Source organism: Kribbella endophytica (assembly GCF_054781295.1).
The window spans coordinates 121,251-143,928 of sequence record NZ_BAAGUR010000003.1; the positions used below are offsets into that span (position 1 = coordinate 121,251).

Consider the following 22,678-nt stretch of genomic DNA (forward strand, 5'->3'; position numbering starts at 1 on the left):
TTGAGAGAACTCAGACGCGGTGGGACTTGACCAGCTCGGCGTACGTCTTGCCGCTGGTCTTCATCACGCGCTTGCCGGTCGGGTAGTCGACGTAGGCGAGGCCGAAGCGCGGGGCGTAGCCGTAGGCCCACTCGAAGTTGTCCATCAGCGACCAGGCGAAGTAGCCGGCCAGCGGAGCGCCCTGCTGCACGGCGCGAACACAGGCCGCGAGGTGCCCTTCGAGGTACGCCGTCCGCTGGGTGTCGTCGACACTGAAGGCGTCGTCCGGCTGGTCGACCCAGGCCGAGCCGTTCTCGGTGATGTAGATCTTCTCGGCGCCGTACTCCTTGGCCAGGCGCAGGATCAGCTCCTCCAGGCCGGCCGGGTGGATCTCCCAGTCGAGCATGGTGTGCTCGGCGTTCGGGCCGGGGACCTGGCTGAAGCCGAGCACGGGCACGGTGTCGTCGGCCTTGATGATCTGGCGGAAGTAGTAGTTCAGGCCGATGAAGTCGGTCGGCGCGGCGATGATGTCGAGGTCACCCGGCTGCTCGGGCAGCTCCACGCCGTACGTCTCGACCATGTCGGCCGGGAAGCCGCGCCCCGACGTCGGGTCGAGCCACCAGCGGTTGATGTGCCCGTCGGCGATCGTCGACGCGCGGATGTCCTCGGCGCTCTGGCTGGCCGGCTCGCAGCCGCTCAGGTTCACGACCAGGCCGACCGACGGCGGCTCGGGGCACGATTCGCGCAGCGCCTGCACGCCGAGACCGTGCGCCAGCAGCAGGTTGTACGACGCGCGCACGGCGATCGCCGGGTCGGTGATCCCGGGCGCCATCCGGCCTTCCCAGTGGCCGATCCAGGCCGAGCAGAGCGGCTCGTTCAGCGTCACCCAGTCGCGCACGCGATCGCCGAGCCTCGCGCCGACGACCGCGGCGTACTCGGCGAACCGGTACGCCGTGTCGCGGTTGTCCCAGCCGCCGAGCTCCTGCAGCGCCTGCGGCAGATCCCAGTGGTACAAGGTGACGAACGGCTTGATGCCTTCGGCAAGCAAGTCGTCGACTATCCGGTCGTAGTACGCCAGACCGGCCTCGTTGACGGCACCGGAGCCGGTCGGGATCACCCGCGGCCAGGCGATCGAGAACCGGTACGCGTCGACGCCGAGCTGCTTGATCAGCGCGAGATCCTCGGGCCAGCGGTGGTACGAGTCGCAGGCCACGTCACCGGTGTCACCGTTGTCGATCGCGCCGGGAACCCGGCAGAACGTGTCCCAGATCGACGGCAGCCGGCCGTCGGCGTCGACAGCGCCTTCGATCTGGTACGCCGAGGTGGCGGTACCCCAGACAAAGTCCTGCCGAAGCGGGGAGAGCTCGACCATCGGTGACCCCCAAAGGGTGGGAAGGCGGTTTCTTCAAAGCATAGTTGAAGTCCTGAACCTCGCGCAGCGAGTTCAGGTTCCGGAACCTCAGGGATCAGCTGGCAGCGAGCCGTTTCGCGCTGCCGCCCTCACGCAGCAAACGCAGGACCGGAAGTGTCGCCGCACCCAGAGCAACCGCATCTCGACCCAGCTCGCAGAGCTCGATCGTCACCTGGGCGTACGGGCGATGCAGCGCATGCTTGCCAACCGCTTCACGCAGCTCAGGCAGGTAGCGCTCCCCCAGCAGCAGGCCCGACCAACCGCCCAGCACGATCCGCTCGGGGTTGACCAGGTTGACCAGATTCGCGAACCCCGCCCCCAGATACCCGATCGTGTCCTCGACGACCTTCGCGGCGATCTCCGACGAACCCACCGCGGCCAGCAGCGAGATGAACTCGGCTTCCTCGTCGTCGGACCGCGGGGCCGGCCCACCAGCAAGCCGATACCGATCGAGCACACCGTCAGCCCCGACGTACGCCTCGAGGCACCCTTCAGCACCACACCGGCACCGGCGGCCGCCGTACATGATCGTCGTGTGGCCCCACTCGCCCGCGCTGCTGCGCGTGCCGCGGTAGCTCGTCCCACCAGTCACCAAAGCAGCACCAACGCCGGAGCCAACCAGCGCCACAACGGCATCCGTCGCACCGCGCCCAGCACCGAACCACATCTCGGCCTGGCCCAACGTGTTCGCGCCGTTGTCCACCTGGATCGGGATCTCGGTCCCCGCCGCGAGCATCGCGCCCAGCGGAACCGCGTCCCAGCCAAGCGTCTGCGCATGCACGACAGCATCCGCAGGCCCCTCGACCACGCCAGCGACAGCAACTCCCAGCCCCAGCACACGTTCAGCCGGTACGCCGGCCTGCGTAATCACCGCGTCGAGGCCCTGCAGCACGTACTTGACCGCCAGCTCCGGCGCGGGTTTCGGCGTCTCGATCGGGTAGACCACGGTCGCGAGCACCGACATCGCCAGGTCGAAGAGCTCAACCCTGACCCGCGTCTCGCCGACCTCGGCGCCGACGACGTACCCGAAGGACGGCGCGACCCGCAGCAGCACGCGCGGCCGGCCGCCGTCGGACTCGACCGACCCGGCCTCCTCGACGATGCCCTCTTCGAGCAGCTCGCCGACCAGGTTGCTCACACTGGCCGCGCTCAGCGACGTCTCGTGGCCCAACTCGTAGCGGCTCAGCGGTCCCTGCCGGTAGATGCTGGTCAGGATCACCGACCGGTTGGACCGCCGCATGTCGCGCACAGTCGTCCGGCGTCCGTCCATGGTGTTCTCGACCCGCCCTCTGCACCCGCTGCCAGGCCACCACGGCGGCCACTGAGATCAATCGCTCCCCGCAGTCCATCATGCCGCAGCGCCGGGTCGCCAGCCCTGAGCCCGGCCGCGCGCCGGACTTCTTACAAATCGTGAACTTAGTCCTGGTTTCGTTATCGCGTCGTGATTGACGTGACCTGGCCCACTCCGCTTCACTCTACGGAACCGCTTCCGAAACCGGTTCCGAACACACCGTTCACGAATCGGCAACAAACCGCCCCGCACCACCCCACCGCCCGAGGGGAGCTGTGAATGTCGATCACGATCGCCGATGTCGCGGCCCGTGCCGGAGTCAGCAAGACGACCGTCTCGCGGGTTCTGAACGGCAAGGGCGAACTCGACCTGCGGACCGCCGAACGGGTCCGCCAGGTGATCGACGAGCTCGGGTACGTGCCCAGCGCCCGGGCCGTCGGCCTGGCCCGCGGCCGGACCCGGATCGTCGGCATGCTGGTCCCCTCGCTCACCTGGCCCTGGATGGGCGAGGTGCTGCAAGGCGCTGTCGACGTCGTCGAGACCGAGGGCTACGGCCTGCTGCTGTTCACCTGCAACCGGGGTGAGGAGTCGATGCAGCAGTTCGCCTCGCAGGTCTCGGCGCAGTCGTTCGACGGCCTGCTGGTGATCGAGCCGGAAGGCACGCTCGCCTACATCGAGCAGTTGCACTCGCGTGGCCTGCCGGTCGTCCTGATCGACGACCGGGCCAAGCAACCCGTGTTCCCGTCCGTCGCCACCACCAACCGGGCCGGAGGTGAGGCCGCCGCCCGGCACCTGCTGGAGCTCGGTCGCCGCCGCCCGCTGGTGATCACCGGCGTGGACTGGTTCGGCTGTACGCAAGAACGCCTGGACGGTTTCCGCGACACCTACGCGGCGGCCGGTCTCGAGCTGGACCCACGGCTCGTCTTCGAAGGCGATTTCACCCACTCCAGCGGTCGCCGCGGCGTCCAGCAGGCGCTCGAGGCCGGTACGAAGTTCGACGCGATCTTCGCGCACAACGATCTGTCCGCCGGCGGTGCCATCCAGGCCGTCCGGGAGACCGGGCGGAACGTGCCGAACGACGTGTCGGTGGTCGGCTTCGACGACATCCCGTACGCCCAGCACACCGAACCGCCGTTGACCACGGTGCATCAGCCGATGCGCCAGATGGGCCAGACGGCGGCCCGGATGCTGATGGACTACTTCGGCGGCAAGCCGCTGCCGGAGGCTCCCCAGGTGCTGCCCACGACGCTGATCGTGCGCAGCTCGACCGCCCCCGCCCGCCCCTCGTAGAGCTCCGGTGGCGAGGTAGCTGCCCCTGCTTCGCCACCGGCAACCCCTCAGCACCGCCGATATCGATCTGTTAAGCCGTGCGCTCTTTCCATGAGAGCGCTTTCACGGCACGATGCGTGCCCAAACGCACCACCGACAGTCATTCGACCGTCATCCGCCAGCAGTGGACGAACACAGGAGGAACGATGCGAGCACGACGCTCAGTCGCGCTGGCCCTCGCGGGCCTGCTCGCGGCAGCACTGGCTGCCTGCAGCAACGGGGACACGAACAACTCGAACGCCAGCTCCGGCGGCGGCGCCACGGTGCTCAACGTGGGCATGCCGAACGGCCCGCAGACGGAGAACCACAACCCGTTCCTCGGTTCGTCCTCGGGCGCCTCGCTCGGGTACCGGTGGATGATCTACGAGCCGCTGGTGATGATCAACGCGCTCAAGCCGCAGGAGAAGGGCAAGCCCTGGCTCGCCACCGACTTCGTCTGGGCGGACAACTTCAAGAAGGTCACCTTCACGATCCGCGACGGTGTCACCTGGTCCGACGGCAAGCCGATGACCGCCGAGGACGTGGCCTACTCCTTCCAGCTCCGCAAGGACAACGAGGGGCTGAACCAGGACGCGATCCCGTACGGCACGATCACCCAGACCGGGAACAAGGTCGACCTGACCTTCCCCCGGTCGCAGTTCGTCAACCAGAACAAGATCCTCGGCGTCTTCGTGATCCCCAAGGCCCAGTGGTCGGCGTTCAAGGACCCGAGCCAGGACACCGTCAAGGACCCGATCGGCACCGGCCCGTACAAGCTGAAGTCGTTCACCCCGCAGACCACCACGCTGGAGCTGCGCGACAAGTACTGGCAGGAGCTCCCGAAGGTCAAGGAGCTGCGCTACACGTCGTACAACGACAACAACGCGCAGACCACCGCGCTGGCCAACGGCGCCTCGGAGTGGAGCTTCGTCTTCGTCCCGAACGTGAAGACGGTCTTCCAGGCCAAGGACGAGAAGAACCACAAGGTCTGGGCGCCGGGCACGCTGGGCATCCACGGTCTGTGGATCAACACCACGGTGAAGCCGTTCGACAACCCGGCGCTGCGCCGGGCGATGGACAAGGTGATCAACCGCGACGACATCTTCACCCAGGCCGAGGCCGGGTACTTCTACCCGAAGATCGAGTCGGTCACCGGCATCCCCGCCGGCGTCGGTGAGTCCTACATCGCGCCGGAGTTCAAGGACAAGAAGCACGCCGTCGACGTCGAGGGCGCCAAGGCCGAGCTGGCCGCGGCCGGCTTCAAGCTCGAGGGCGAGACGCTGAAGGACCAGAGCGGCAAGCCGGTCACGATCACGCTGACCAACCCGGCCGGCTGGTCGGACTACGTCACCAGCCTCGAGATCATCAAGGACAACCTGTCCCAGATCGGGATCAAGGCCACCGTCGACAAGGCCAACCAGGACGCGTGGTTCAAGGCGTTCGACGAGGGCAACTTCCAGGCCGGGATGCACTGGACCAACGGCGGCGCGACGCCGTACGACATCTACCAGAACATCATGGACGGCAAGATCCTGAAGCCGGTCGGCAAGGGTGGTGTCAGCGGCAACTACGGCCGTTACAACAACCCGGAGGCGACCAAGGCGCTGGACGCGTACGCCAACGCGGCCGACGACGCGGCCCGCTCGGCGGCGCTGAACACGCTGCAGAAGATCATGGTCGAGCAGATGCCGATCATCCCGACCGGCGCCTCGAACATCGGTGCGCTGTACAGCACCAAGAACTGGGTCGGGTGGCCGGACGACACCAACCCGTACGGGCCGGCCCAGCCGACCCAGCAGAACGCGCTGGAGATCGTCCTCAAGCTCAAGCCCGCAGGGGCCTGACACCCCGCCGCGGCCGGGAGCTCTCCACCTGGGGCTCCCGGCCGCGGTTCCCTGTGCCCACCGAGCGAGGAGTCGGAAATGACGGCGACGCCAGCAGCACCACCGACCACGACCGACGACGTGGTCCTCGAGGCCGAGAACCTCACCAAACACTTCCCCGTACGCCGGGGCCTGCGCGACCTGTTCACCCGTGAGCGCAAGGCCGTGCACGCGGTGGACGACATCCAGCTGACGCTGCGCCGCGGGCGGGTCACCGCCCTGGTCGGCGAGTCCGGCTCCGGCAAGTCCACGGTCGCCCGGTTGATGGCGCAGCTGTACAAGCGCACCGACGGCGACATCCGGCTGCACGGCGACTCGATCACCGTGCACGGCGGCCGCGCGTTCCGCGCCTACTGCCGCCGCGTGCAGATGATCTTCCAGGACCCGTTCGCCTCGCTGAACCCGGTGCACACCGTGCGCTACCACCTGACCCGCGCGCTGAAGATCCACGGCCGCGCCGGCAGCGGCAGCGCCGAGCTGGAGAAGAACCTGAACGACCTGCTGCTGCGGGTCCAGCTGACCCCGCCGGAGCGCTACCTGGACAAGTTCCCGCACGAACTGTCCGGCGGCCAGCGCCAGCGGGTGTCGATCGCCCGCGCGCTCGGCGCGAATCCCGAGGTGCTGCTGGCCGACGAGCCGGTCTCGATGCTCGACGTGTCCATCCGGCTCGGCGTACTGAACCTGCTGCGGGACCTGAAGGAACGGCTCAACCTGGCCATCCTCTACATCACCCACGACATCGCCTCGGCCCGGTACTTCGCCGACGAGACCTTGGTGATGTACGCCGGCCGGATGGTCGAGGGCGGCGACTCCGAGACCGTCACGCAGCACCCGGCCCACCCGTACACGCGGCTGCTGATCGAGAGCGCGCCCGACCCCGACCGCCTGGACCGGGTCGGTGACGCCAAGGACGCGCCCGAGGACGAGGCCGGCGGTGAGCCGCCGAGCCTGATCGCGCCGCCGACCGGTTGCCGGTTCCACCCGCGCTGCATCCACGCGATGCCGAAGTGCTCCACCGACCTGCCGCCCCGGTTCGAGCTGCCGGTGGTCGACAGCGGCCAGGCCCACTGGGCGGCCTGCTGGCTCTACGAGGAAGGAGCGGCGAAGTGAAGTTCCTGCTGCAACGGATCGCCTTCTACCTGTTCACCGCCTGGGCGGCGATCACGATCAACTTCTTCATCCCGCGGATGATCCCCGGTGACCCGGTCACCTCGCTGATCAACAAGTTCCAAGGCCAGATGAGCACCGAGGCGATCAACTCGCTGTACGTGCTGTTCGGCCTGGATAAGAACGCGAGCCTGTGGAGCCAGTACGTCGACTACTGGGGTCAGGTGTTCAAGGGCGACCTCGGGTTGTCGTTCACCTTCTTCCCGACACCGGTCTCGGAGATCCTCGGCCAGAGCCTGCCGTGGACGATCGCGCTGGTCGGCATCACGACGCTCGCGAGCTTCATCATCGGCACGGGCCTCGGCGTACTGGCCGGATGGCGGCGCGGGTCCTGGCTGGACGGCCTGCTCCCGGTGACCACGTTCCTGTCGTCGATCCCGTACTTCTGGCTCGGCCTGATCGCGATCACGCTGCTGGCCGGCGCGGGCAGCTTCTTCCCGTCGTCGGGCGGGTACGAGCCGGGCCTGGTACCGAACTGGGACAGCGTGTTCATCGGCAGCGCCGTACAGCACAGCCTGCTGCCGGCGCTCACGATCCTGATCTCGTCGGTCAGCGGCTGGATCCTCAGCATGCGCAACATGATGGTGACCGTCGCGTCGGAGGACTACATCACCGTCGCCCACGCCAAGGGCCTGTCCGAGCGTCGAGTGATGCTCAGCTACGCCGCCCGCAACGCGTTGCTGCCGAACGTGTCCGGTTTCGCGCTGTCGCTCGGCTTCATCGTCGGCGGCACGCTGCTGGTGGAGATCGTCTTCTCGTACCCCGGCATCGGCTACAACCTTTTCCAGGCGGTCGGCGCGAAGGACTACCCGTTGATGCAGGGCGTCTTCCTGGTGATCACGATCTCGGTCCTGGTCGCCAACCTGATCGCCGACATCGCGTACCTGCTGCTCGACCCGCGCACCCGCAAGGAGGGCTGACCGATGTCCGCACCCACCAGCACCATCACCGCGGTCACGCCCGACGGCCCGGAGGTAGCGGCCGCTCCGGTCAAGCGCCAACGGCTGCGGTTCGTCGCGAACCCGAAGGCCGCGACCGGGCTCGTCATCCTGGGCTTCTTCTGCCTGATCGCGATCATCGGTCCGTGGATCGCGCCGTACGACCCGTCCGCGCGCAGCGCCGACCTGATCCAGCCGCCGTCGGGCAAGCACTGGTTCGGCACCACGCACCTGGGCCAGGACATCCTGTCGCAGATCCTCGTCGGCACCCGGGGCGTGATGTTCGTCGGTCTGCTGGCCGGCATCGTCGCGACCGCCCTGTCGGTCCTGATCGGCGTCAGCTCGGGCTTCCTCGGCGGTGCCGCCGACGAGGGGCTGTCCGCGCTGTCGAACGTCTTCCTGGTCATCCCGGCGCTGCCGCTGATCATCATCGTGGCCTCCACCATCCCGGGCGCGGGTGACCTGATGGTTGCCCTCGTCATCGGTTTGACGTCGTGGGCGTGGGGTGCGCGAGTACTACGAGCGCAGACGCTGTCGCTGCGGCGGCGGGACTACGTCGAGGCCGCCCGCGCGACCGGTGAGAGCACCTGGCGGATCATCACCGTCGAGATCCTGCCGAACCTGACCGCGATCATCGCGTCGGGCTTCGTCGGAACGGTGATCTTCGCGGTGATGTCGGAGATCACGCTGGCCTTCATCGGCATCTCGACGATCTCGGAGTGGAACTGGGGCACGATCCTGTTCTGGGCGCAGAGCCAGCAGGCGCTCGCCCAGGGCGCGTGGTGGTGGTTCGTCCCGGCCGGCCTCGCGATCGCCGTACTGGGCACGGCGCTGTCGCTGATCAACTTCGGCATCGACGAGTTCGTCAGCCCGCGGCTGCGCAGCAGCGGGCACACCCGGGTGAAGACCAAGGACGGCCACACGGTCCGGATGAAGGTCGGGTTCACCCCGGTGCTGAACACCTCCGACAGGAAGGCCCCGGTCACGCCGGTGGTCCGCGCCGACGAAGCGAAGGGCACGGTCTGATGGCGAAGCAACCAGTCCTGGAGATCAAGGACTTCAACGTCGACTACGGGCTGGGCGACCAGGCCGTCCGCGCGGTCCGCGACGTCACGCTGACCCTGCACCGCGGTGAGGTGCTCGGCCTGGCCGGCGAGAGCGGTTCCGGCAAGTCGACGCTCGCGTACGGCGTGACACGGCTGCTCCCGCCGCCCGGTGTGATCAGCGGCGGCTCGGTCATCTACCACCCGCCGGGCGACCAGCCGTACGACGTGATGGCGCTGTCCCCGGCCGAGCTGCGCAAGTTCCGCTGGGCCGAGACGTCGATCGTGTTCCAGGGCGCGATGAACTCGCTCAACCCGGTGCACAAGGTCTCCACCCAGATGCTCGACGTGATCCGCGCGCACGAGCCGCAGCTCAGCTCCGAGGCCCGCTGGTCCCGGGCCAAGGACATGCTCAAGCTGGTCGGCATCTCCGCGGACCGGATGGACGCCTACCCGCACCAGCTGTCCGGCGGCATGCGGCAGCGGGTGATGATCGGGATGGCGCTCGTGCTCGAGCCGCAGGTCGTGATCATGGACGAGCCGACCACCGCGCTGGACGTGGTGATGCAGCGCCAGATCCTGGCCCAGCTGGTCGAGCTGCGCGAGCGGCTCGGGTTCTCGGTGCTGTTCATCACCCACGACCTGTCGTTGCTGGTCGAGTTCTCCGACCGGATCGCGATCATGTACGGCGGCCGGATCGTCGAGGAAGCCAGGTCGGCCGATCTCTACAAGGACTCCCTGCACCCGTACAGCGAAGGACTGCTGAAGTCCTTCCCGGCGCTGCGCGGCCCGCGCCGGGAGCTGAGCGGAATCCCGGGCTCGCCGCCCGACCTGCGCGGCATGCCCAGCGGCTGCGCGTTCCACCCACGCTGCCCGCACGCGTTCGACCGCTGCTCGACGGAGATCCCCGTCCTCGGCGTCCCGGAGGCCAGGAACGACCCGAACCGCCAGGTGGCCTGCTGGCTGCCCGGCCGGGTCCCCGTCGCCTAACTTCTTCCCCGAAGGGAGTCAGTACGGCGTTCCGCGCCGGCCCACCGGCTGGGCGCGGACCGCCGCACGTCCACCATGAACACATCTGCTGCCCCCACCACCTCCGAGGCGGACCTTGCGGCGCGACTGCCGAGCGGCTTCCGCTGGGGTGTCGCCACCTCGGCGTACCAGATCGAGGGCGCCGTCGACGTCGACGGCCGGACCCCCTCGATCTGGGACACCTTCTGCCGGGTCCCCGGCGCCGTGCACGACGGCGACCACGGTGACGTCGCCTGCGAGCACTACACCCGGATGCCCGCTGATGTTGCCCTGATCAAGGATCTCGGGATGGACACCTACCGGTTCTCGGTGTCCTGGTCACGGGTCCAGCCGCACGGCACCGGCGGGGTCAACCCGGCCGGGATGGCGTTCTACGACCGGCTGGTCGACGAACTTCTTGCCCAAGGCATCGACCCGTGGGTGACGCTGTACCACTGGGACCTGCCGCAGGAGCTCGAGGACGCGGGCGGCTGGCCTGCGCGCGACACGGCGTACCGGTTCGCGGACTACTCGATGCTGGTGTTCGACGCGTTGAGCGACCGGGTCGACACGTGGACGACGCTGAACGAGCCGTGGTGCTCGGCGATGCTCGGGTACGCGTACGGCGCGCACGCGCCCGGCAAGCGCGACTACCCGGCCGCCGTCTCCGCCGTGCACCACCTGCTGCTCGGGCACGGTCTCGCGACCGAGCGGATGCGCGAGGCCGCGCCGCGCAAGCTCGACATCGGGATCACGCTGAACGCCGCCACGGCGTACCCGGCCTCGGACCTGGAGCCCGACCTCGAGGCCGCTCGCCGGGCCGACGGGATGGGTGCGCGGCTGTACCTGGATCCTTTGGTGCACGGGCGTTATCCCGCGGACGTGGTCGCCGACCTGGCTGCTCAAGGCATCGAAATCCCTGTCCAGGATGGTGACCTGGCGACGATCTCCGCGCCGATCGATGTCCTGGGCATCAACTACTACTTCAGCCAGATGTTCACCGGCTTCGCCGAGGACGGCAGCACGGTCGACGCCTCCGGTCTCCCGGTCAGCCGGACCCTGCCGCTGAACCGCCCGCGCACCGCGATGGACTGGGAGATCGTCCCCGAGGGCTTTACCGACCTGCTGGTCCGGATCAGCAAGGACTACCCCGGCCTCCCGATGGTGATCACCGAGAACGGCTCGGCCTTCGACGACGAACCGGATGCTTCTGGTTTCGTCGCCGACGAGGGCCGTACGGCGTACTTCACCACCCACCTGGCCGCCGTGGCCGACGCGATCGACCAGGGCGCCGACATCCGCGGCTACCTGGCCTGGTCCCTGCTCGACAACTTCGAATGGGCCTACGGCTACGAGAAGCGCTTCGGCATCGTCCGCGTCGACTACGACACCCAGGAGCGCACCCCCAAGCAGTCGGCGCTGTACTTGCGAGATCTGGCGCAGCAGCACCGCTCGCGCTGATCCTCGGGGAGCCTGTCGGTCGGCTCCGGGTGCTTCGGCTGCTTCGGCTTCGGGTGGAGCCCGCGTCCTCTGGCGGTGGACGCGGGCTCCTGCCGTCTACGATCCTCGGGTGCCGACGCCACCCGAGATCGCGCTCCGGCACATCCCGTTCATCACCGGCCAGGCTGGAGGAGCGCCTGGACGGTGGACCGGCGGAACCAGGCGACCAGCGCGGCGACCACCAGCAGGGCGAGCGGCACCGCCGGGGAGACGCCGAACACGAACGCGTTGGTGATCACCGCGCCGGCCATCAGCCCGGCCAGCCCGAGCGCGGCGAGCCCGCACAGCCGGGGAACCAGCACGCCGAGCGCCCCGGCGATCTCGAGCATGCCGACGGCGTACCGCAGCCACTGCCCGGCGCCGAGCTCCCCGAACATCGCGACCATCTGCTCGTTGCCGGCCAGCTTCATGATCCCCGCCGCGGCGAACTCGAACGTGAGGACCAGCCGCAGGATCCAGAGCCCGATCGTGCCCGGCTGGATCTTCCACGTCCTGACCGTCGTACCGATGCTGCTCATGATCTCTCCTCGGTTCGGTGATTCGGTACTCCGAGGATCGACCGACCGCGCGGTGACGGCATCCGTGCTCACCACTGATTCCGGCTGCTCCTATCGTTTCCCCATGGACCTGAAGGCCGAGCTCCACGAGTCCCTCCGCGCCGCCCGAACCACCAACCTCCAGAAAGCCGCCGGGCTGTCCGAGTACGACCTCCGCCGCCCTCTGACCCCCTCCGGCACCAACGTCCTAGGCGTCCTGAAACACCTCGGCGGCATGGAGTACGGCTACCTCGGCGAAGCCTTCGGCCGCGGCCTCGACCGCGAGATCCCCGGCGACGAGGACCTCGCGGGCGCCGCCGACCTGTGGGCCCGCCCCGACGAGACTTCGTCGTACGTCCTCGACTGGTACCACCAGTCCTGCACCAACGCCGACGAAACCATCGCGCTCCACGACCTCGACTCCCCCGGCCGAGTCGAACACTTCACCCCAGGCCACCAGACCACCACCCTCTCCGCAATGATCCTCCGAGTCCTCACCGAAGAACTCCGCCACGGCGGCCACCTCGACATCCTCCGAGAACAAATCGACGGCACCACCAGCCCGAGCAACACCCCGATCGACCCCACCGAGCACCTCACAAAGATCCAAGCGGCGGCGGCCCCGTTCGCGCCGCCTCAATCTCCCAAGTAGTCGTTGACGGTTTCGATCATCGTCGGGACGCGTTCGTCGTAGACGCCGTGGGCTCGGCGGTCGACCGTCTTCAGGGTCGAGTTGGGGAGTTTGCGGTGGAGGCTCTCGGCCCAGCTGAGCGGGATGTTGTCGCGCTCGGCCTCGACGATCAGCATCGGGGTGTTGTTGCTGACGGCAAGGGATGGTTCGGTGGTGTGCTGGGTCCAGTAGGCGCACGGGAGGAAGGTTGTCGCAAACAACGGCTGAGTGCTCCTGGTCTGCTGAACGTCCCGCCAGTACGTCGCTGGGCTCTTCGGCCAGCCGGTGTCGTTGCAGGTGAAGGCGATCGACGCGGCGACGAACTGGGAGAACATGGGCGCGCGGCCGTAGTACTGATCAAGCCAGCCCTTGAGTTCTGGCGTCGGCGGGGTGTTGCGGAGCAGGGTGCTGACGTTGCGCGCCATCAGGTCGCGGTCGCTCTCGTCGCCGAGCGCTGACTGGAGCAACCAGGGCAGGACTGCGGAGTCGATCTTGTGGCCGGCGATCGTCAGGTCACGCTTCATCAGTCGACTCACCGCCGTACGGATCTGCTGACCGCTTCCGCCGAGGTGGTACTTGTCGTCCCGCCAGGCAGCCCAAGCCGCCCACTCGTCGAAGGCTGCTTCGGCGCGCTCGCCGGTGGCGAGATGGTGGTACTCGGATCCTTCGACATCGGTGACGCTGTCGACGACCATGCGGTCGACCTTGTCCGAGAAGAGCTGGCTGTAGACGACCCCGAGGTCGGCGCCCCAGGAAACGCCGTAGTAGTTCAGCTTGGTCTCCTTGAGCGCTTTCCGTACAAGGTCCAGGTCACGAGCGACGTTGCGAATGCTCGCGTACTGGAGTCCTTCGGGGCAGCTCCGTACGAAGGCCTTTGCCCGGCGGGCGGACTCCGCGAAGTCGGTGCGGTTGAGGGACGAGCGGAAGACGTCAGCCAGACGGACATCCCCACAGGCGGCCGGCGCACTCCGCCCAACGAAGCGAGGATCAAAGCCGATCAGGTCGTACTGCTTCGCGACGTCCCTGAGCAGAGGACGCAGGGCCAAGGGGTAGTCGAGCCCGGAGCCGCCGGGTCCGCCGGGATTCACCACCAGTACGCCGCGCCGCTTCGCCGGGTCGGCGCGCAGCCGAGAGATCGCGATGTCGATGGTCTGCCCGTTCGGCTGCAGATGATCAACAGGCACACGGACCGAGCTGCAGGACGCCCCCGCCTCATCGAGTGCCTTCCCCTGGTCGTCGTCGCTGCCACTCTGGCATTCCCGCCAGACCAAGTCGGCGACATCTGCCGCAACGGGCCACGCCTCCGCCACAACATTTGCCCCAGGCAACAACAAGAACGCCGCCAGCACCGCCACAATTCGCATATCCAGACGCTAGGCGCCCTACGACGCCCGGTCCGGAGCGCTGGCGCCCGACCCCGGGTAGCTCCCGCGCTACCCGGGTCGGCTAGCCAGCCCGCCGCCTGAAGCGGGCGACAACACGCGCACCACCTAACCGGGGCGGGAGCAGGCGCGCAGGGAGCACCCGCGACTCGTCGCGGCTGGCCACAACCGAACGGTCGCGCCGGGGCTCGCACCTGAACCGCAGGCACCCCCGTGCACCACCAAGTGGTCAACCGCGCGCCAGCGCGCACAAGAAGCGGCGGCAGCCGCGCACTGAAGCGCGCGACAGCACGCGCACTCACCAAAAGGGCGGGCGGGAGCACGCACCGCAGTGAGCGCCAGCGAACGGAGGGGCGCGCGTGGGAGAGGCGCTAGTCGGCGAGCAGGCGTTGGGCCATGGACAGGTCGGTGATGAGGATGTTGATCCAGCCGCCCAGCAACGCCGCGCGGATGGCGGAGTGTTTGCGGTCGCCGCCGGCTACGCCGATGCGGCGGGGGACGGCCAGCAGCTCCTTCGCGGTCACGCCGATGACGCGTTGGTCGAACGTCGAGCGGACGTGCTTGCCTTCCTCGTCGAAGAAGCGGAAGCAGACGTCGCCGACGGCGCCCAGGCGGCGGAGTTCGTCCTGATCGGCGACAGCGACGGCGTTTCCGCTGCGCTGCAACAAGGGCGACGGCTCCAGGCTGCCGATTCCGACCAGGGCGTCGGTGAGCTGACTCCAGGTGCCGAGGACCTCGCGGACGGAGACGTCGTTCATCATCGCGCGGCGTACGGCGGGAGTACCGACCAAGCCTGGAGCAGGCAGGTAGACGGGCATCGCGCCGGTCAGCTCGGCGAAGCGGGCGGTCAACCGCGTCGCCTGCATCTGAACGGCGGCGTCGCCGAGCCCGCCGACGATCTGCACGACCTTCTCCGCGACCGGCACGCTCTTGCGGGGCATGCGGTCGACGGCGCTGATCAGGGTCTCGCTCCAGGACGAGATGCCGATCAGGTGTCCGCCGGTGAGCGTCATGTCGAGGTACGCCGCAGCGCCCGACCCCAGCGCGGGGAGGACGTCCTCGTCCACACCCGCCGACAATCCACCCGGTCCCACAGACAGACCGCCCGTGTCGACAACCACCGCATCCCGCAGCCCGTAGCGCCCCTGCAGTTCGTCCTCGAGATCGCTGTGCACCCCGCTCGGCATCGTGACGACGGTGTGCACGATCCCCACCTCGACCGCCTGCTTGAGCATCCGCGACACCCGGGCCTGGGACAGGTTGAGCTCGGTGGCGATGCGCGGTTGCCGGATGCCCTTCTCGTGGTACATCCGCGCCACTTTCGCCAGCAGCCGCAGCTCGTCCAGCCCCGGCTGACGTACGCCACGGTTCGCGCTCATGCGAAGCCCCCTTCGATCAGGACTGGACTATAGGCAGATGTAGACCCGCGGCGCGCCACCCGCATCGGGCAGCGGGTCCTGCGGCGTGTCCCGTCGCCCGGTCGCCACCACCGATCCGTCGCGCGGATCGACGATCCGGTACGACAGCGGCACCGAGTCGTCGAACACCATCACCGGCCCACCGTGCTCGCGATACACGATCAGCAACCCGTCAGCACCGCGCAGCGCCCGCCCCGAGATCACCCGCGTCCAGTCCGGCTCCAGGTCCGCAATCGGCAACCCGGCCAGCACGCGCCCCACCAGCCCGACGTACGTCGACCCCTCGAAATCCACAGCGTCCCGCCACCCGGCATCCGGCGCGATGAAGAACGACGAATGCCCCGGCTCCGACCCGTGCAGCCGCCACTGCCACAGACTCCCCGCGCCGTACACGACCCCCATCGTCCCGCCCGCGCACAGGTTGCTCCACGCCTCGTGTCCCTGCCACCACCCCTCGGCCACGTCGAGACCGCCGTGCTTCTCGTACGTCGGTTCGCCGTTCGCCACACCCCGTACGGGCTCGTTCCGCCACATGTCGGCCACCCGCTCGGCCACGTGCTCCCCGGTGTGCCCGGTCTGGCACCACTGGAAGTCCAGCCACTCCGCATCCTGATGCGCCGCCGCACGGATGTGCGGCCGGTAGTGAATCCCCGTCGGCTGGCCGTAGCAGTCGACCGCATGCACCTCCGCTCCCCCGGCCGCCACCTGCGGCTCCAGCCCGGTCCCGTCCCCACCGACCAGATAGATCGCCGGCTGCGCGCCGTACCGCGCGACCAGGTACCGGCAGTACGTCGCATACTCCTCAGCCGGTACGACGGTGCCCGCGACTCCCAGCCCCTTCCACCCGAACCCCTGGAACACCGGCTGCAGCACCGGCACCAGCCCGTGCTCGACGAGCACCGCGAGCAGCTGATCCAGGTACTGGAAGTACTCCGCCCGAGGCTGCAACAGATGCCCCGACGGCAGATCCTCGAACCCGACGTCGAACCCCTCGTCCGCCGTCCGGTCCCGCGGCCCGACCGCGCCCATGTCCGGCTGCACGGACATCAGCAGTACGGCGTTGAAGCCCTTCGCCTGACGATCGGCGGCGTACTCGCGCACCTGAGAAACCGTCGCCCGCCACGGGAGCGCCCACGCCGTGTCGGCGACCAGAAGAGCTGGAGTCCCGTCGGCGTGCACCAGACTCCGCCCGCCAGGAGACATCTGCCAGAACCCGTGGGCGTAGAACGGATTTGTTTCGCCGGCTGGTACTTGCTGGGCGTCGAGCACGCCTGAGGACGAGCCGAAGACCCATCGCCACTCACCGGCCAGCGGCGGTGCGAACCGCACCCGCCACCTCTGCCCAGCCCCGGCACCGGGCTCGCCGACGCCCTCCCCGGCCCCGGAGCCGTCCTCGCCCTCCCCGGCCCCGGAACCGTCCCAGAAAGCCGGCCGCCGCACCCTCACCCCGCTCTCGTGCTCGAACTCCGCCCACACCTCCGCCCCGTAAACCGACTCCAAAGAAGCCGAGAGCTCGACCGACCGCCAAACGGATGAGATGGACATGACACTCCCGGAGCCAGAAGAGACGGATACACTGACGGTTGAATCTGCAAGATCACACACGTGCTCTGGGGTCGGTGAAATTCCGAGCCGGCGGTGACAGTCCGCGACCCGTACCTCCGCAAGGAGGTCCGGTTGACCTGGTGGAACTCCGGGACCGACGGTGAAAGTCCGGATGGGAAGACGCACGTGGCAGACTCCGCGATGCCTGTCCGGCGCGCGCCCACGAGGCGCGCCTGTAAAAACAGACTCGCGGAGCTTGTCGTTGCCCCCGGAGTGCCAGGCCGAGAGGACAGCGACTGTGAGCACCGTGGCGAGCACCACCCGCCTGGACACCATCGACCACGCGATCGCCGAGATCGGGCGTGGACGCCCGGTCGTGGTGGTCGACGACGAGGACCGCGAGAACGAGGGCGACCTGACCTTCGCCGCGAGCCTGGCGACGCCGGAGCTGATGGCGCTGCTGGTCCGCTACACCAGCGGGTACGTCTGCGCGCCGGCCGCGCCCGAGGTGCTCGACCGGCTCGAGCTGCCGCTGATGGTCCCGAACAACCAGGACAGTCTGCGTACGGCGTACACGATCTCGGTCGACGCGAGCACCGGCGTCGGGACCGGCATCTCGGCCGCCGACCGGGCCCGGACCGTCAACGTGCTCGCCGACGCGACGGCGCAGCCCACTGACCTGATCCGGCCCGGCCACATCCTCCCGCTCCGCGCGGTCGCGGGCGGCGTCCGGCAGCGTCCCGGTCACACCGAGGCCACCGTCGAGCTGGTCCAGCTGGCCGGACTGCCGCCGGTCGGGGTGATCGGCGAGCTGATGAACGACGACGGCACGCTGATGACCGGCGCCGACCTGCGCACGTTCGCCGACACCCATGACTTCGCGATGGTCTCGATCGCCGACCTGGTCACTTACCTCGGCTGACCAGCGCGCGGGCGGCACCAGCGATGCCGTCCGCGGACAGCCCGTACCGGTCCAGCAAGTACGCCGCGGAGCCGGTCGGCGCGAACTCGGGGATCCCGAGGATCGACACCCGCGCCGGATGATGCTGTACGACGGTCTCCGCGACCGCGCCGCCGAGCCCGCCCCCGGTGACGCCCTCCTCCGCGGTCACGATGCCGGCCGTCTCCCGCGCGGCCGCGACCACGGCGTCGGTGTCGAGCGGTTTCACCGTCGGCATCGACAGCACCCTGGCCGAGATCCCCTCCGTCGCCAGCTGCTCGGCCGCGGCCAGCGCCCGCCAGAGCACCGTGCCGTTGCTGATCAGCGTCACGTCGTCGCCGGCCCGGACGGTGATCGCCTTGCCCAGCTCGAACGTGTAGTCGTCGGCGTAGATCTGCGGCACGCTCATCCGGCTGACCCGGATGAACACCGGCCCGTCGGACGCGGCCGCCCAGCGCAGCGCCGCAGCGGTCTCGATCGGGTCGGCCGGCACGATGATCGTCATCCCGGAGATCGCCCGCAGCCAGGCGATGTCCTCGATCGAGTGGTGCGTCGGGCCCAGTTCGCCGTACGCGACGCCCGGGCTCATACCGCACAGCTTCACGTTGGTGTGCGAGTACGCGACGTCCGCCTTGATCTGCTCCAGCGCGCGCCCGGTGAGGAAGCAGGACGCCGCCGACACGAACGGGATCCGGCCGCCGTTGGCCAGCCCGGAGGCGACGCCGACCATGTCCTGCTCGGCGATGCCGACGTTGATCAGCCGGTCCGGGAACGCCTTGCGGAAGCTGTTCAGCTTGCTCGACCCGACCGAGTCGTTGACGACGCCGACGATCCGGTGGTCCGCGTGGGCCAGCTCGGCGAGCGTCTCGACGTAGGCGTCCCGGCAGTCGTACCGCGGGCGGTCCGCGATCGAGGTGTCGACGACTGTCATTCCAGCTCCTTCGAGTAGCCGGGAGCAACGGCGGACAGCTCGGTCAGCGCCTGCTGGAACTCCGCGGCGTCGGGCACCCGGTGGTGCCAGGCGACGTTGTTGCTCATGAACGAGATCGGGTGGCCCTTGTGCGTGTGGGCGATCACGAAGGTCGGCTTGCCCGGCCGGAACGGTACGGCGGACAACACGTCCAGCAGCTCGCCGTGGTCGTGCCCGTTCACCTCGACCACCGCGAACCCGAACGCCGCCGCCTTCTCCGGCAAGGGATCGAGGTCGTTGGTCTCCTTGGTGGTCGCGCCCTGCTGCAGCCGGTTGCGGTCGACGATCACGGTCAGCCGGTCGAGCTGGTACTGCGAGGCCGCCATCATCGCCTCCCAGTTGCTGCCCTCCTGCAACTCGCCGTCGCCGACCAGCACGTACGTACGACGCAACGACACGTCGAGCTTCGCCGACAACGCGTGCCCGACCGCGACCGGCAGGCCGTGCCCGAGCGGGCCGGTGTTGGCCTCGACGCCGGCGACCTTGCGCCGGTTCGGGTGCCCGTTCAGCGCCGACAGCGGCTTCAGGAACGTCGCCAGCTCCTCGACCGGCATGAACCCGAAGGCCGCGAGCGTCGTGTAGAGCGCACCCGCGACGTGCCCCTTGCTGAGGATGAACCGGTCGCGCTCCGGATCGGCGACCCGGTCCGGAGCGACGTCCAGCACCGCGCCGTACAAGGTCGCGAGGATGTCGATCGACGAGAAGTCCCCGCCGATGTGCCCGGCGCCGGCGTGGTGGACCAGCTTGAGGTCCTGGACCCGGATCTGCCGGGCGGCCTCGGCGATGTGCGCGACCTGCGCCGAGCGGCTGCTGTGGATCGGCAGCCGCCCGAGCACGGGCATCGTCGTGTGCTCGACCGTCAGCGTCATGTCAGCTCTGCCATCGACGAGAGCAGCACCTTCTGGACCAGCTTCTGCGCGGCGAGCGCGTCGTGCGACGCCTGCGCGGCGGCCAGCGCCTCCTCGTCCAGTACGTCGAGCGCGTGGTGCACCGCCTTGAGGAACCGGATCGCCTGCTTGGCCGCCTCGACGCTGTCCTCGCGGAACGGGAACTGGTCGAGCTGCCAGACGCCCTCCCAGTTGTTGCGGCGCAGGGTGTGGAAGAACTCGAACGTCTCGACCAGGTGCACCGAGCCGACCACCATGTCGTCGTCCCAGCCGCGCAGGTTGTCGTTCACGTCGATCGCGAACAGCCGTCCGTAGTCGATCGCCAGCTGCGCCGCGTCGGCCGGCGTCTCCTGCCCGTACAGGGAGTGCCCGAAGTCGAGCAGGATGCCCAGGTTGGGCAGGCCGATCTTCTCGATGCCGAGCAGCGTGCGGGCGACGTTCGGGAAGATGATCTTGACCCGCGGCTCGCGCGGCTTGTACTCGATCACGAAGTTGATGTCCGGGTGCGCCGAGACCAGCTCGGTCAGCCCGTCCAGCGCGAGCTTCCAGATGTCGTGGTAGTTCACCTGGAACGGGTAGTCCCAACCGTCCTGCCCGGGCCACAGCTTCACGTACGAGCAGCCCATGTCCTTGGCCAGCTCGGTTGCCTGGTGCAACAGTTCGAGCGCCTGCTTCCGGACGCCGGGGTCCGGGTTGGTGATCGAGCCCTTGACGAAGTCGCGGGTGTAGATCTCCGGCGTGATCGCGATCGCCTTCAGGTTGTTGCGGGCCAGCGCGGCCTTCACCTCGTCGAGCGTCCCGTCGTACCCGGCGAACGGCCAGTTCAGGTCGACCACGGACAGGTCGCCGACGGCGCCCGCGCGGTCGATCTGCTCCAGCAGCCCGACCGGCGGGCCGTAGCCGTCGGTCGCGTAACGGTCCTTGTACGTCGCGAAGTGCCAGATACCCGCGCCGAAGACCGGCATCTCGGTCATGGTGTTCTCCTCCATATGTTGGTCAGCCCTTGGTGGCGCCGGCGGTCAGGCCGCCGACGATCCAGCGCTGGAGCAAGGTGTACGCGATCAGGATCGGGACGACGGCGATCAGGATGCCCGCCGCCAGACCGGTGTTGTTGTTGGCGAACTGGCCCTGGAAGTTCAGCAGGCCGACCGGGATGGTCTTGTTCGCGTCGGAGTTGAGCAGGATCAGCGCGAACAGGAACTCGTTCCAGGTCGCGACCGCGTCGAGGATCGCGACCGTCACCAGGGCCGGCAGCGACAGCGGCAGGATCATCGTGAAGAACACCCGCCAGTCGCCGGCGCCGTCGACCTTGGCCGCCTCGATGATCTCGTCCGGGATCTGCCGGAAGAACGACTGCAGCACCAGCACCTCGAACGGGATGCCGAAGGCCAGGTACGGCCCGATCAGCCCGAACAGGCTGTCGGTCGCGCCCGCCGAGCGCAGCATGATGAAGACCGGCACGATCGCGATGTAGATCGGGATGGTCAGCCCGAGGAACACGGTGAACATCACCGTCTTGCGGAACTTCATCCGCAGCTTGGCCAGCGCGAACCCGAGCATCGCCGAGATCAGCACGCCGAGCGGCACCTTGATCAGCGCCAGCAACGCGCTGTTCTTGTACGTCGTGGCGAAGTTGCCGATCCCCCACGCGTCGCTGAAGTTCGACCAGGTGAACTGGTCCGGCCACGACAGCGGCCCGTTGCCGACGAAGTCCGCCAGCGGCCGGACCGCGGTGATCACCAGCAGCGCCAGCGGCGAGATCCAGAAGATCGCCGCCACCGCGAGCACCAGCGTGATGACCAGGCCTTTGCGGCCTCGCGGCGGCTTGTTCGACGGCGCGGTCTCCTCGGTGACGAGCGGCGGCTCGACCCGGACCGGTGCGATCGAGGTCATGTCGCCTCCTTCGTCTGCGAGCGGACGTACGGGATGCCGACGGCAACGGCTACGAGCGTGATCACGACCGCGATCGCGGTGCCGTACCCGGCTTGGTAGTACTGGAAGACGTTGAAGTACATCCACGTCCCCATCACCTGCGTCGACGTACCAGGCCCGCCGTACGTCATCGCGTAGATCATGTCGAAGACCTTGAACGAGTCGATCAGCGACAGCGCGAGCACGATGTAGTGCGCCGGTCTGAGGCTCGGCATCGTGATGTGCCAGAACTGTTGCCATCGGCCCGCACCATCGACGGTCGCCGCCTCGTACAGCTCGTTCGGAATCCCTTGCAGGGCGGCCAGGTAGAGCAGCATCGGAAAGCCTGTGCGCAACCAGATCGCCGGCACCATCACGGCCCACAGTGCGGTCGAGTCCTGGCCGAGCCACGGTTGCGCCAGGCCGTCGAGCCCGATCATCTTCAGCGCCGAGTTGATCGCGCCGTACTGCGGGTTGTAGAGCCAGCCCCAGATGCTCGCGATCGACACCAGCGGCAGCACGGCCGGCGTGTAGAAGATCAGCCGCAGGATCGGTTTGCCGTGCACCTTGCCGTTCAGTGCGATCGCCAACGCCAGGCCGACGACGGTCGGGACGGCGATCGTCACCACGGTCCAGATCAGGTTGTTCCGGACCGCGGTGCCCACGACCGGGTCGCTCGCCAGCTTGGTGTAGTTGTCCAGACCGACGAAGTCGTACGTCGCGCTCAGGCCGTCCCAGTTGGTCAGGCTGAAGAACAGGGACGAGATCGCCGGGTACACCAGGAACCCGACGTACACGATCACCGCGGGCAGGGCGAACAGCCAGGGCGACCAGCGACCGCCCTTGCCGGGCTTCACCGAGGCGGGCTTGGACAGCGCGACGACGGCCACG

The 22,678-nt window shown here is 68.5% G+C and carries 20 protein-coding genes and 1 riboswitch; of the genes, 9 read left to right on the forward strand and 11 right to left on the reverse strand.

From position 1 onward, the window contains the following. Window positions 1–10: 10 nt before the first annotated feature. Both ACYVIO_RS26870 and ACYVIO_RS26875 read right to left on the reverse strand, forming a co-directional pair. Window positions 11–1,351: a GH1 family beta-glucosidase gene (locus ACYVIO_RS26870; RefSeq protein WP_460653679.1), complete on the reverse strand. Its 1,341-nt coding sequence runs from the start codon at window positions 1,349–1,351 to the stop codon at window positions 11–13. A gap of 94 nt (window positions 1,352–1,445) precedes the next feature. Continuing rightward, window positions 1,446–2,660, reverse strand: a complete 1,215-nt coding sequence (locus tag ACYVIO_RS26875) for an ROK family transcriptional regulator (RefSeq protein WP_460653680.1) — start codon at window positions 2,658–2,660, stop codon at window positions 1,446–1,448. Window positions 2,661–2,960: 300 nt separating this feature from the next. Between ACYVIO_RS26875 and ACYVIO_RS26880 the strand changes: the two genes are divergently transcribed. The 7 genes from ACYVIO_RS26880 (at window position 2,961) to ACYVIO_RS26910 (ending at window position 11,489) form a co-directional block, all read left to right on the forward strand. After that, a complete protein-coding gene (locus ACYVIO_RS26880) occupies window positions 2,961–3,971 on the forward strand; it encodes a LacI family DNA-binding transcriptional regulator (RefSeq protein ID WP_460653681.1) in 1,011 nt (336 codons plus the stop codon). 185 nt (window positions 3,972–4,156) lie between these two features. After that, the gene (locus ACYVIO_RS26885) at window positions 4,157–5,833 is read left to right on the forward strand and encodes an ABC transporter substrate-binding protein (RefSeq protein WP_460653682.1); all 1,677 of its coding nucleotides are present in this window, start codon (window positions 4,157–4,159) and stop codon (window positions 5,831–5,833) included. Between the two features lie 78 nt (window positions 5,834–5,911). Beyond that, entirely contained in the window at window positions 5,912–6,982 is a 1,071-nt protein-coding gene (locus tag ACYVIO_RS26890) for an ABC transporter ATP-binding protein (RefSeq protein WP_460653683.1), read from the forward strand. Continuing rightward, a complete protein-coding gene (locus tag ACYVIO_RS26895) occupies window positions 6,979–7,959 on the forward strand; it encodes an ABC transporter permease (protein WP_460653684.1) in 981 nt (326 codons plus the stop codon). Before ACYVIO_RS26890 ends, ACYVIO_RS26895 begins: the two co-directional genes overlap by 4 nt. A gap of 3 nt (window positions 7,960–7,962) precedes the next feature. Beyond that, window positions 7,963–9,003 (forward strand): ABC transporter permease, encoded by a 1,041-nt coding sequence (locus tag ACYVIO_RS26900; RefSeq protein WP_460653685.1) that lies wholly within the window; start codon window positions 7,963–7,965, stop codon window positions 9,001–9,003. Then, the gene (locus ACYVIO_RS26905) at window positions 9,003–10,010 is read left to right on the forward strand and encodes an ABC transporter ATP-binding protein (RefSeq protein WP_460653686.1); all 1,008 of its coding nucleotides are present in this window, start codon (window positions 9,003–9,005) and stop codon (window positions 10,008–10,010) included. The genes ACYVIO_RS26900 and ACYVIO_RS26905 overlap by 1 nt, the downstream gene beginning before the upstream one ends. Before the next feature lie 75 nt (window positions 10,011–10,085). Beyond that, window positions 10,086–11,489, forward strand: a complete 1,404-nt coding sequence (locus tag ACYVIO_RS26910; RefSeq protein ID WP_460653687.1) for a GH1 family beta-glucosidase — start codon at window positions 10,086–10,088, stop codon at window positions 11,487–11,489. A gap of 152 nt (window positions 11,490–11,641) precedes the next feature. On the opposite strand, the gene ACYVIO_RS26915 is transcribed toward ACYVIO_RS26910, so the two are convergent. After that, the gene (locus tag ACYVIO_RS26915; protein WP_460653688.1) at window positions 11,642–12,046 is read right to left on the reverse strand and encodes a DoxX family protein; all 405 of its coding nucleotides are present in this window, start codon (window positions 12,044–12,046) and stop codon (window positions 11,642–11,644) included. Window positions 12,047–12,149: 103 nt separating this feature from the next. Between ACYVIO_RS26915 and ACYVIO_RS26920 the strand changes: the two genes are divergently transcribed. Continuing rightward, the gene (locus ACYVIO_RS26920; RefSeq protein WP_460653689.1) at window positions 12,150–12,716 is read left to right on the forward strand and encodes a DinB family protein; all 567 of its coding nucleotides are present in this window, start codon (window positions 12,150–12,152) and stop codon (window positions 12,714–12,716) included. Here ACYVIO_RS26920 and ACYVIO_RS26925 read toward each other — a convergent pair. The 3 genes from ACYVIO_RS26925 to ACYVIO_RS26935 form a co-directional block, all read right to left on the reverse strand. Further along, complete coding sequence (locus tag ACYVIO_RS26925; RefSeq protein WP_460653690.1) at window positions 12,701–14,098, reverse strand: alpha/beta fold hydrolase; 1,398 nt, start codon at window positions 14,096–14,098, stop codon at window positions 12,701–12,703. The two genes, ACYVIO_RS26920 and ACYVIO_RS26925, sit on opposite strands and share 16 nt — an antisense overlap. Before the next feature lie 389 nt (window positions 14,099–14,487). Further along, the gene (locus tag ACYVIO_RS26930) at window positions 14,488–15,495 is read right to left on the reverse strand and encodes a sugar-binding transcriptional regulator (RefSeq protein ID WP_460653691.1); all 1,008 of its coding nucleotides are present in this window, start codon (window positions 15,493–15,495) and stop codon (window positions 14,488–14,490) included. A gap of 27 nt (window positions 15,496–15,522) precedes the next feature. Next, complete coding sequence (locus tag ACYVIO_RS26935) at window positions 15,523–17,079, reverse strand: apiosidase-like domain-containing protein (RefSeq protein ID WP_460653692.1); 1,557 nt, start codon at window positions 17,077–17,079, stop codon at window positions 15,523–15,525. A gap of 56 nt (window positions 17,080–17,135) precedes the next feature. After that, window positions 17,136–17,269, forward strand: a riboswitch (FMN riboswitch). A 108-nt stretch (window positions 17,270–17,377) separates the two neighbouring features. Here ACYVIO_RS26935 and ribB point away from each other — a divergent pair. After that, a complete protein-coding gene (gene ribB / locus ACYVIO_RS26940) occupies window positions 17,378–18,001 on the forward strand; it encodes a 3,4-dihydroxy-2-butanone-4-phosphate synthase (protein WP_460653693.1) in 624 nt (207 codons plus the stop codon). Here the strand turns inward: ribB and ACYVIO_RS26945 are convergent. Genes ACYVIO_RS26945 through ACYVIO_RS26965 form a run of 5 tightly spaced genes read right to left on the reverse strand, consistent with a single transcriptional unit; the run spans window position 17,985 to window position 22,677 of the window. Next, a complete protein-coding gene (locus ACYVIO_RS26945; RefSeq protein WP_460653694.1) occupies window positions 17,985–18,950 on the reverse strand; it encodes a transketolase family protein in 966 nt (321 codons plus the stop codon). The two genes, ribB and ACYVIO_RS26945, sit on opposite strands and share 17 nt — an antisense overlap. Next, window positions 18,947–19,858, reverse strand: coding sequence for a transketolase (locus tag ACYVIO_RS26950; RefSeq protein WP_460653695.1), 912 nt, complete (start codon window positions 19,856–19,858; stop codon window positions 18,947–18,949). The genes ACYVIO_RS26945 and ACYVIO_RS26950 overlap by 4 nt, the downstream gene beginning before the upstream one ends. Continuing rightward, window positions 19,855–20,850, reverse strand: coding sequence for a sugar phosphate isomerase/epimerase family protein (locus tag ACYVIO_RS26955; RefSeq protein ID WP_460653696.1), 996 nt, complete (start codon window positions 20,848–20,850; stop codon window positions 19,855–19,857). The genes ACYVIO_RS26950 and ACYVIO_RS26955 overlap by 4 nt, the downstream gene beginning before the upstream one ends. A gap of 22 nt (window positions 20,851–20,872) precedes the next feature. After that, entirely contained in the window at window positions 20,873–21,769 is an 897-nt protein-coding gene (locus tag ACYVIO_RS26960) for a carbohydrate ABC transporter permease (protein ID WP_460653697.1), read from the reverse strand. Then, a complete protein-coding gene (locus ACYVIO_RS26965) occupies window positions 21,766–22,677 on the reverse strand; it encodes a carbohydrate ABC transporter permease (RefSeq protein WP_460653698.1) in 912 nt (303 codons plus the stop codon). The genes ACYVIO_RS26960 and ACYVIO_RS26965 overlap by 4 nt, the downstream gene beginning before the upstream one ends. Between the last annotated feature and the right edge of the window lies 1 nt (window position 22,678).

Coding starts and splice junctions, on each gene's coding strand:
- ACYVIO_RS26870 (WP_460653679.1), bottom strand. CDS start 1,351: ATGGTCGAGCTCTCCCCGCTTCGGCAGGACTTTGTCTGGGGTACCGCC.
- ACYVIO_RS26950 (WP_460653695.1), bottom strand. CDS start 19,858: ATGACGCTGACGGTCGAGCACACGACGATGCCCGTGCTCGGGCGGCTG.
- ACYVIO_RS26910 (WP_460653687.1), top strand. CDS start 10,086: ATGAACACATCTGCTGCCCCCACCACCTCCGAGGCGGACCTTGCGGCG.
- ACYVIO_RS26925 (WP_460653690.1), bottom strand. CDS start 14,098: ATGCGAATTGTGGCGGTGCTGGCGGCGTTCTTGTTGTTGCCTGGGGCA.
- ACYVIO_RS26935 (WP_460653692.1), bottom strand. CDS start 17,079: ATGTCCATCTCATCCGTTTGGCGGTCGGTCGAGCTCTCGGCTTCTTTG.
- ACYVIO_RS26930 (WP_460653691.1), bottom strand. CDS start 15,495: ATGAGCGCGAACCGTGGCGTACGTCAGCCGGGGCTGGACGAGCTGCGG.
- ACYVIO_RS26955 (WP_460653696.1), bottom strand. CDS start 20,850: ATGACCGAGATGCCGGTCTTCGGCGCGGGTATCTGGCACTTCGCGACG.
- ACYVIO_RS26890 (WP_460653683.1), top strand. CDS start 5,912: ATGACGGCGACGCCAGCAGCACCACCGACCACGACCGACGACGTGGTC.
- ACYVIO_RS26880 (WP_460653681.1), top strand. CDS start 2,961: ATGTCGATCACGATCGCCGATGTCGCGGCCCGTGCCGGAGTCAGCAAG.
- ACYVIO_RS26875 (WP_460653680.1), bottom strand. CDS start 2,660: ATGGACGGACGCCGGACGACTGTGCGCGACATGCGGCGGTCCAACCGG.
- ACYVIO_RS26945 (WP_460653694.1), bottom strand. CDS start 18,950: ATGACAGTCGTCGACACCTCGATCGCGGACCGCCCGCGGTACGACTGC.
- ACYVIO_RS26885 (WP_460653682.1), top strand. CDS start 4,157: ATGCGAGCACGACGCTCAGTCGCGCTGGCCCTCGCGGGCCTGCTCGCG.
- ACYVIO_RS26905 (WP_460653686.1), top strand. CDS start 9,003: ATGGCGAAGCAACCAGTCCTGGAGATCAAGGACTTCAACGTCGACTAC.
- ACYVIO_RS26960 (WP_460653697.1), bottom strand. CDS start 21,769: ATGACCTCGATCGCACCGGTCCGGGTCGAGCCGCCGCTCGTCACCGAG.
- ACYVIO_RS26920 (WP_460653689.1), top strand. CDS start 12,150: ATGGACCTGAAGGCCGAGCTCCACGAGTCCCTCCGCGCCGCCCGAACC.
- ACYVIO_RS26900 (WP_460653685.1), top strand. CDS start 7,963: ATGTCCGCACCCACCAGCACCATCACCGCGGTCACGCCCGACGGCCCG.
- ACYVIO_RS26915 (WP_460653688.1), bottom strand. CDS start 12,046: ATGAGCAGCATCGGTACGACGGTCAGGACGTGGAAGATCCAGCCGGGC.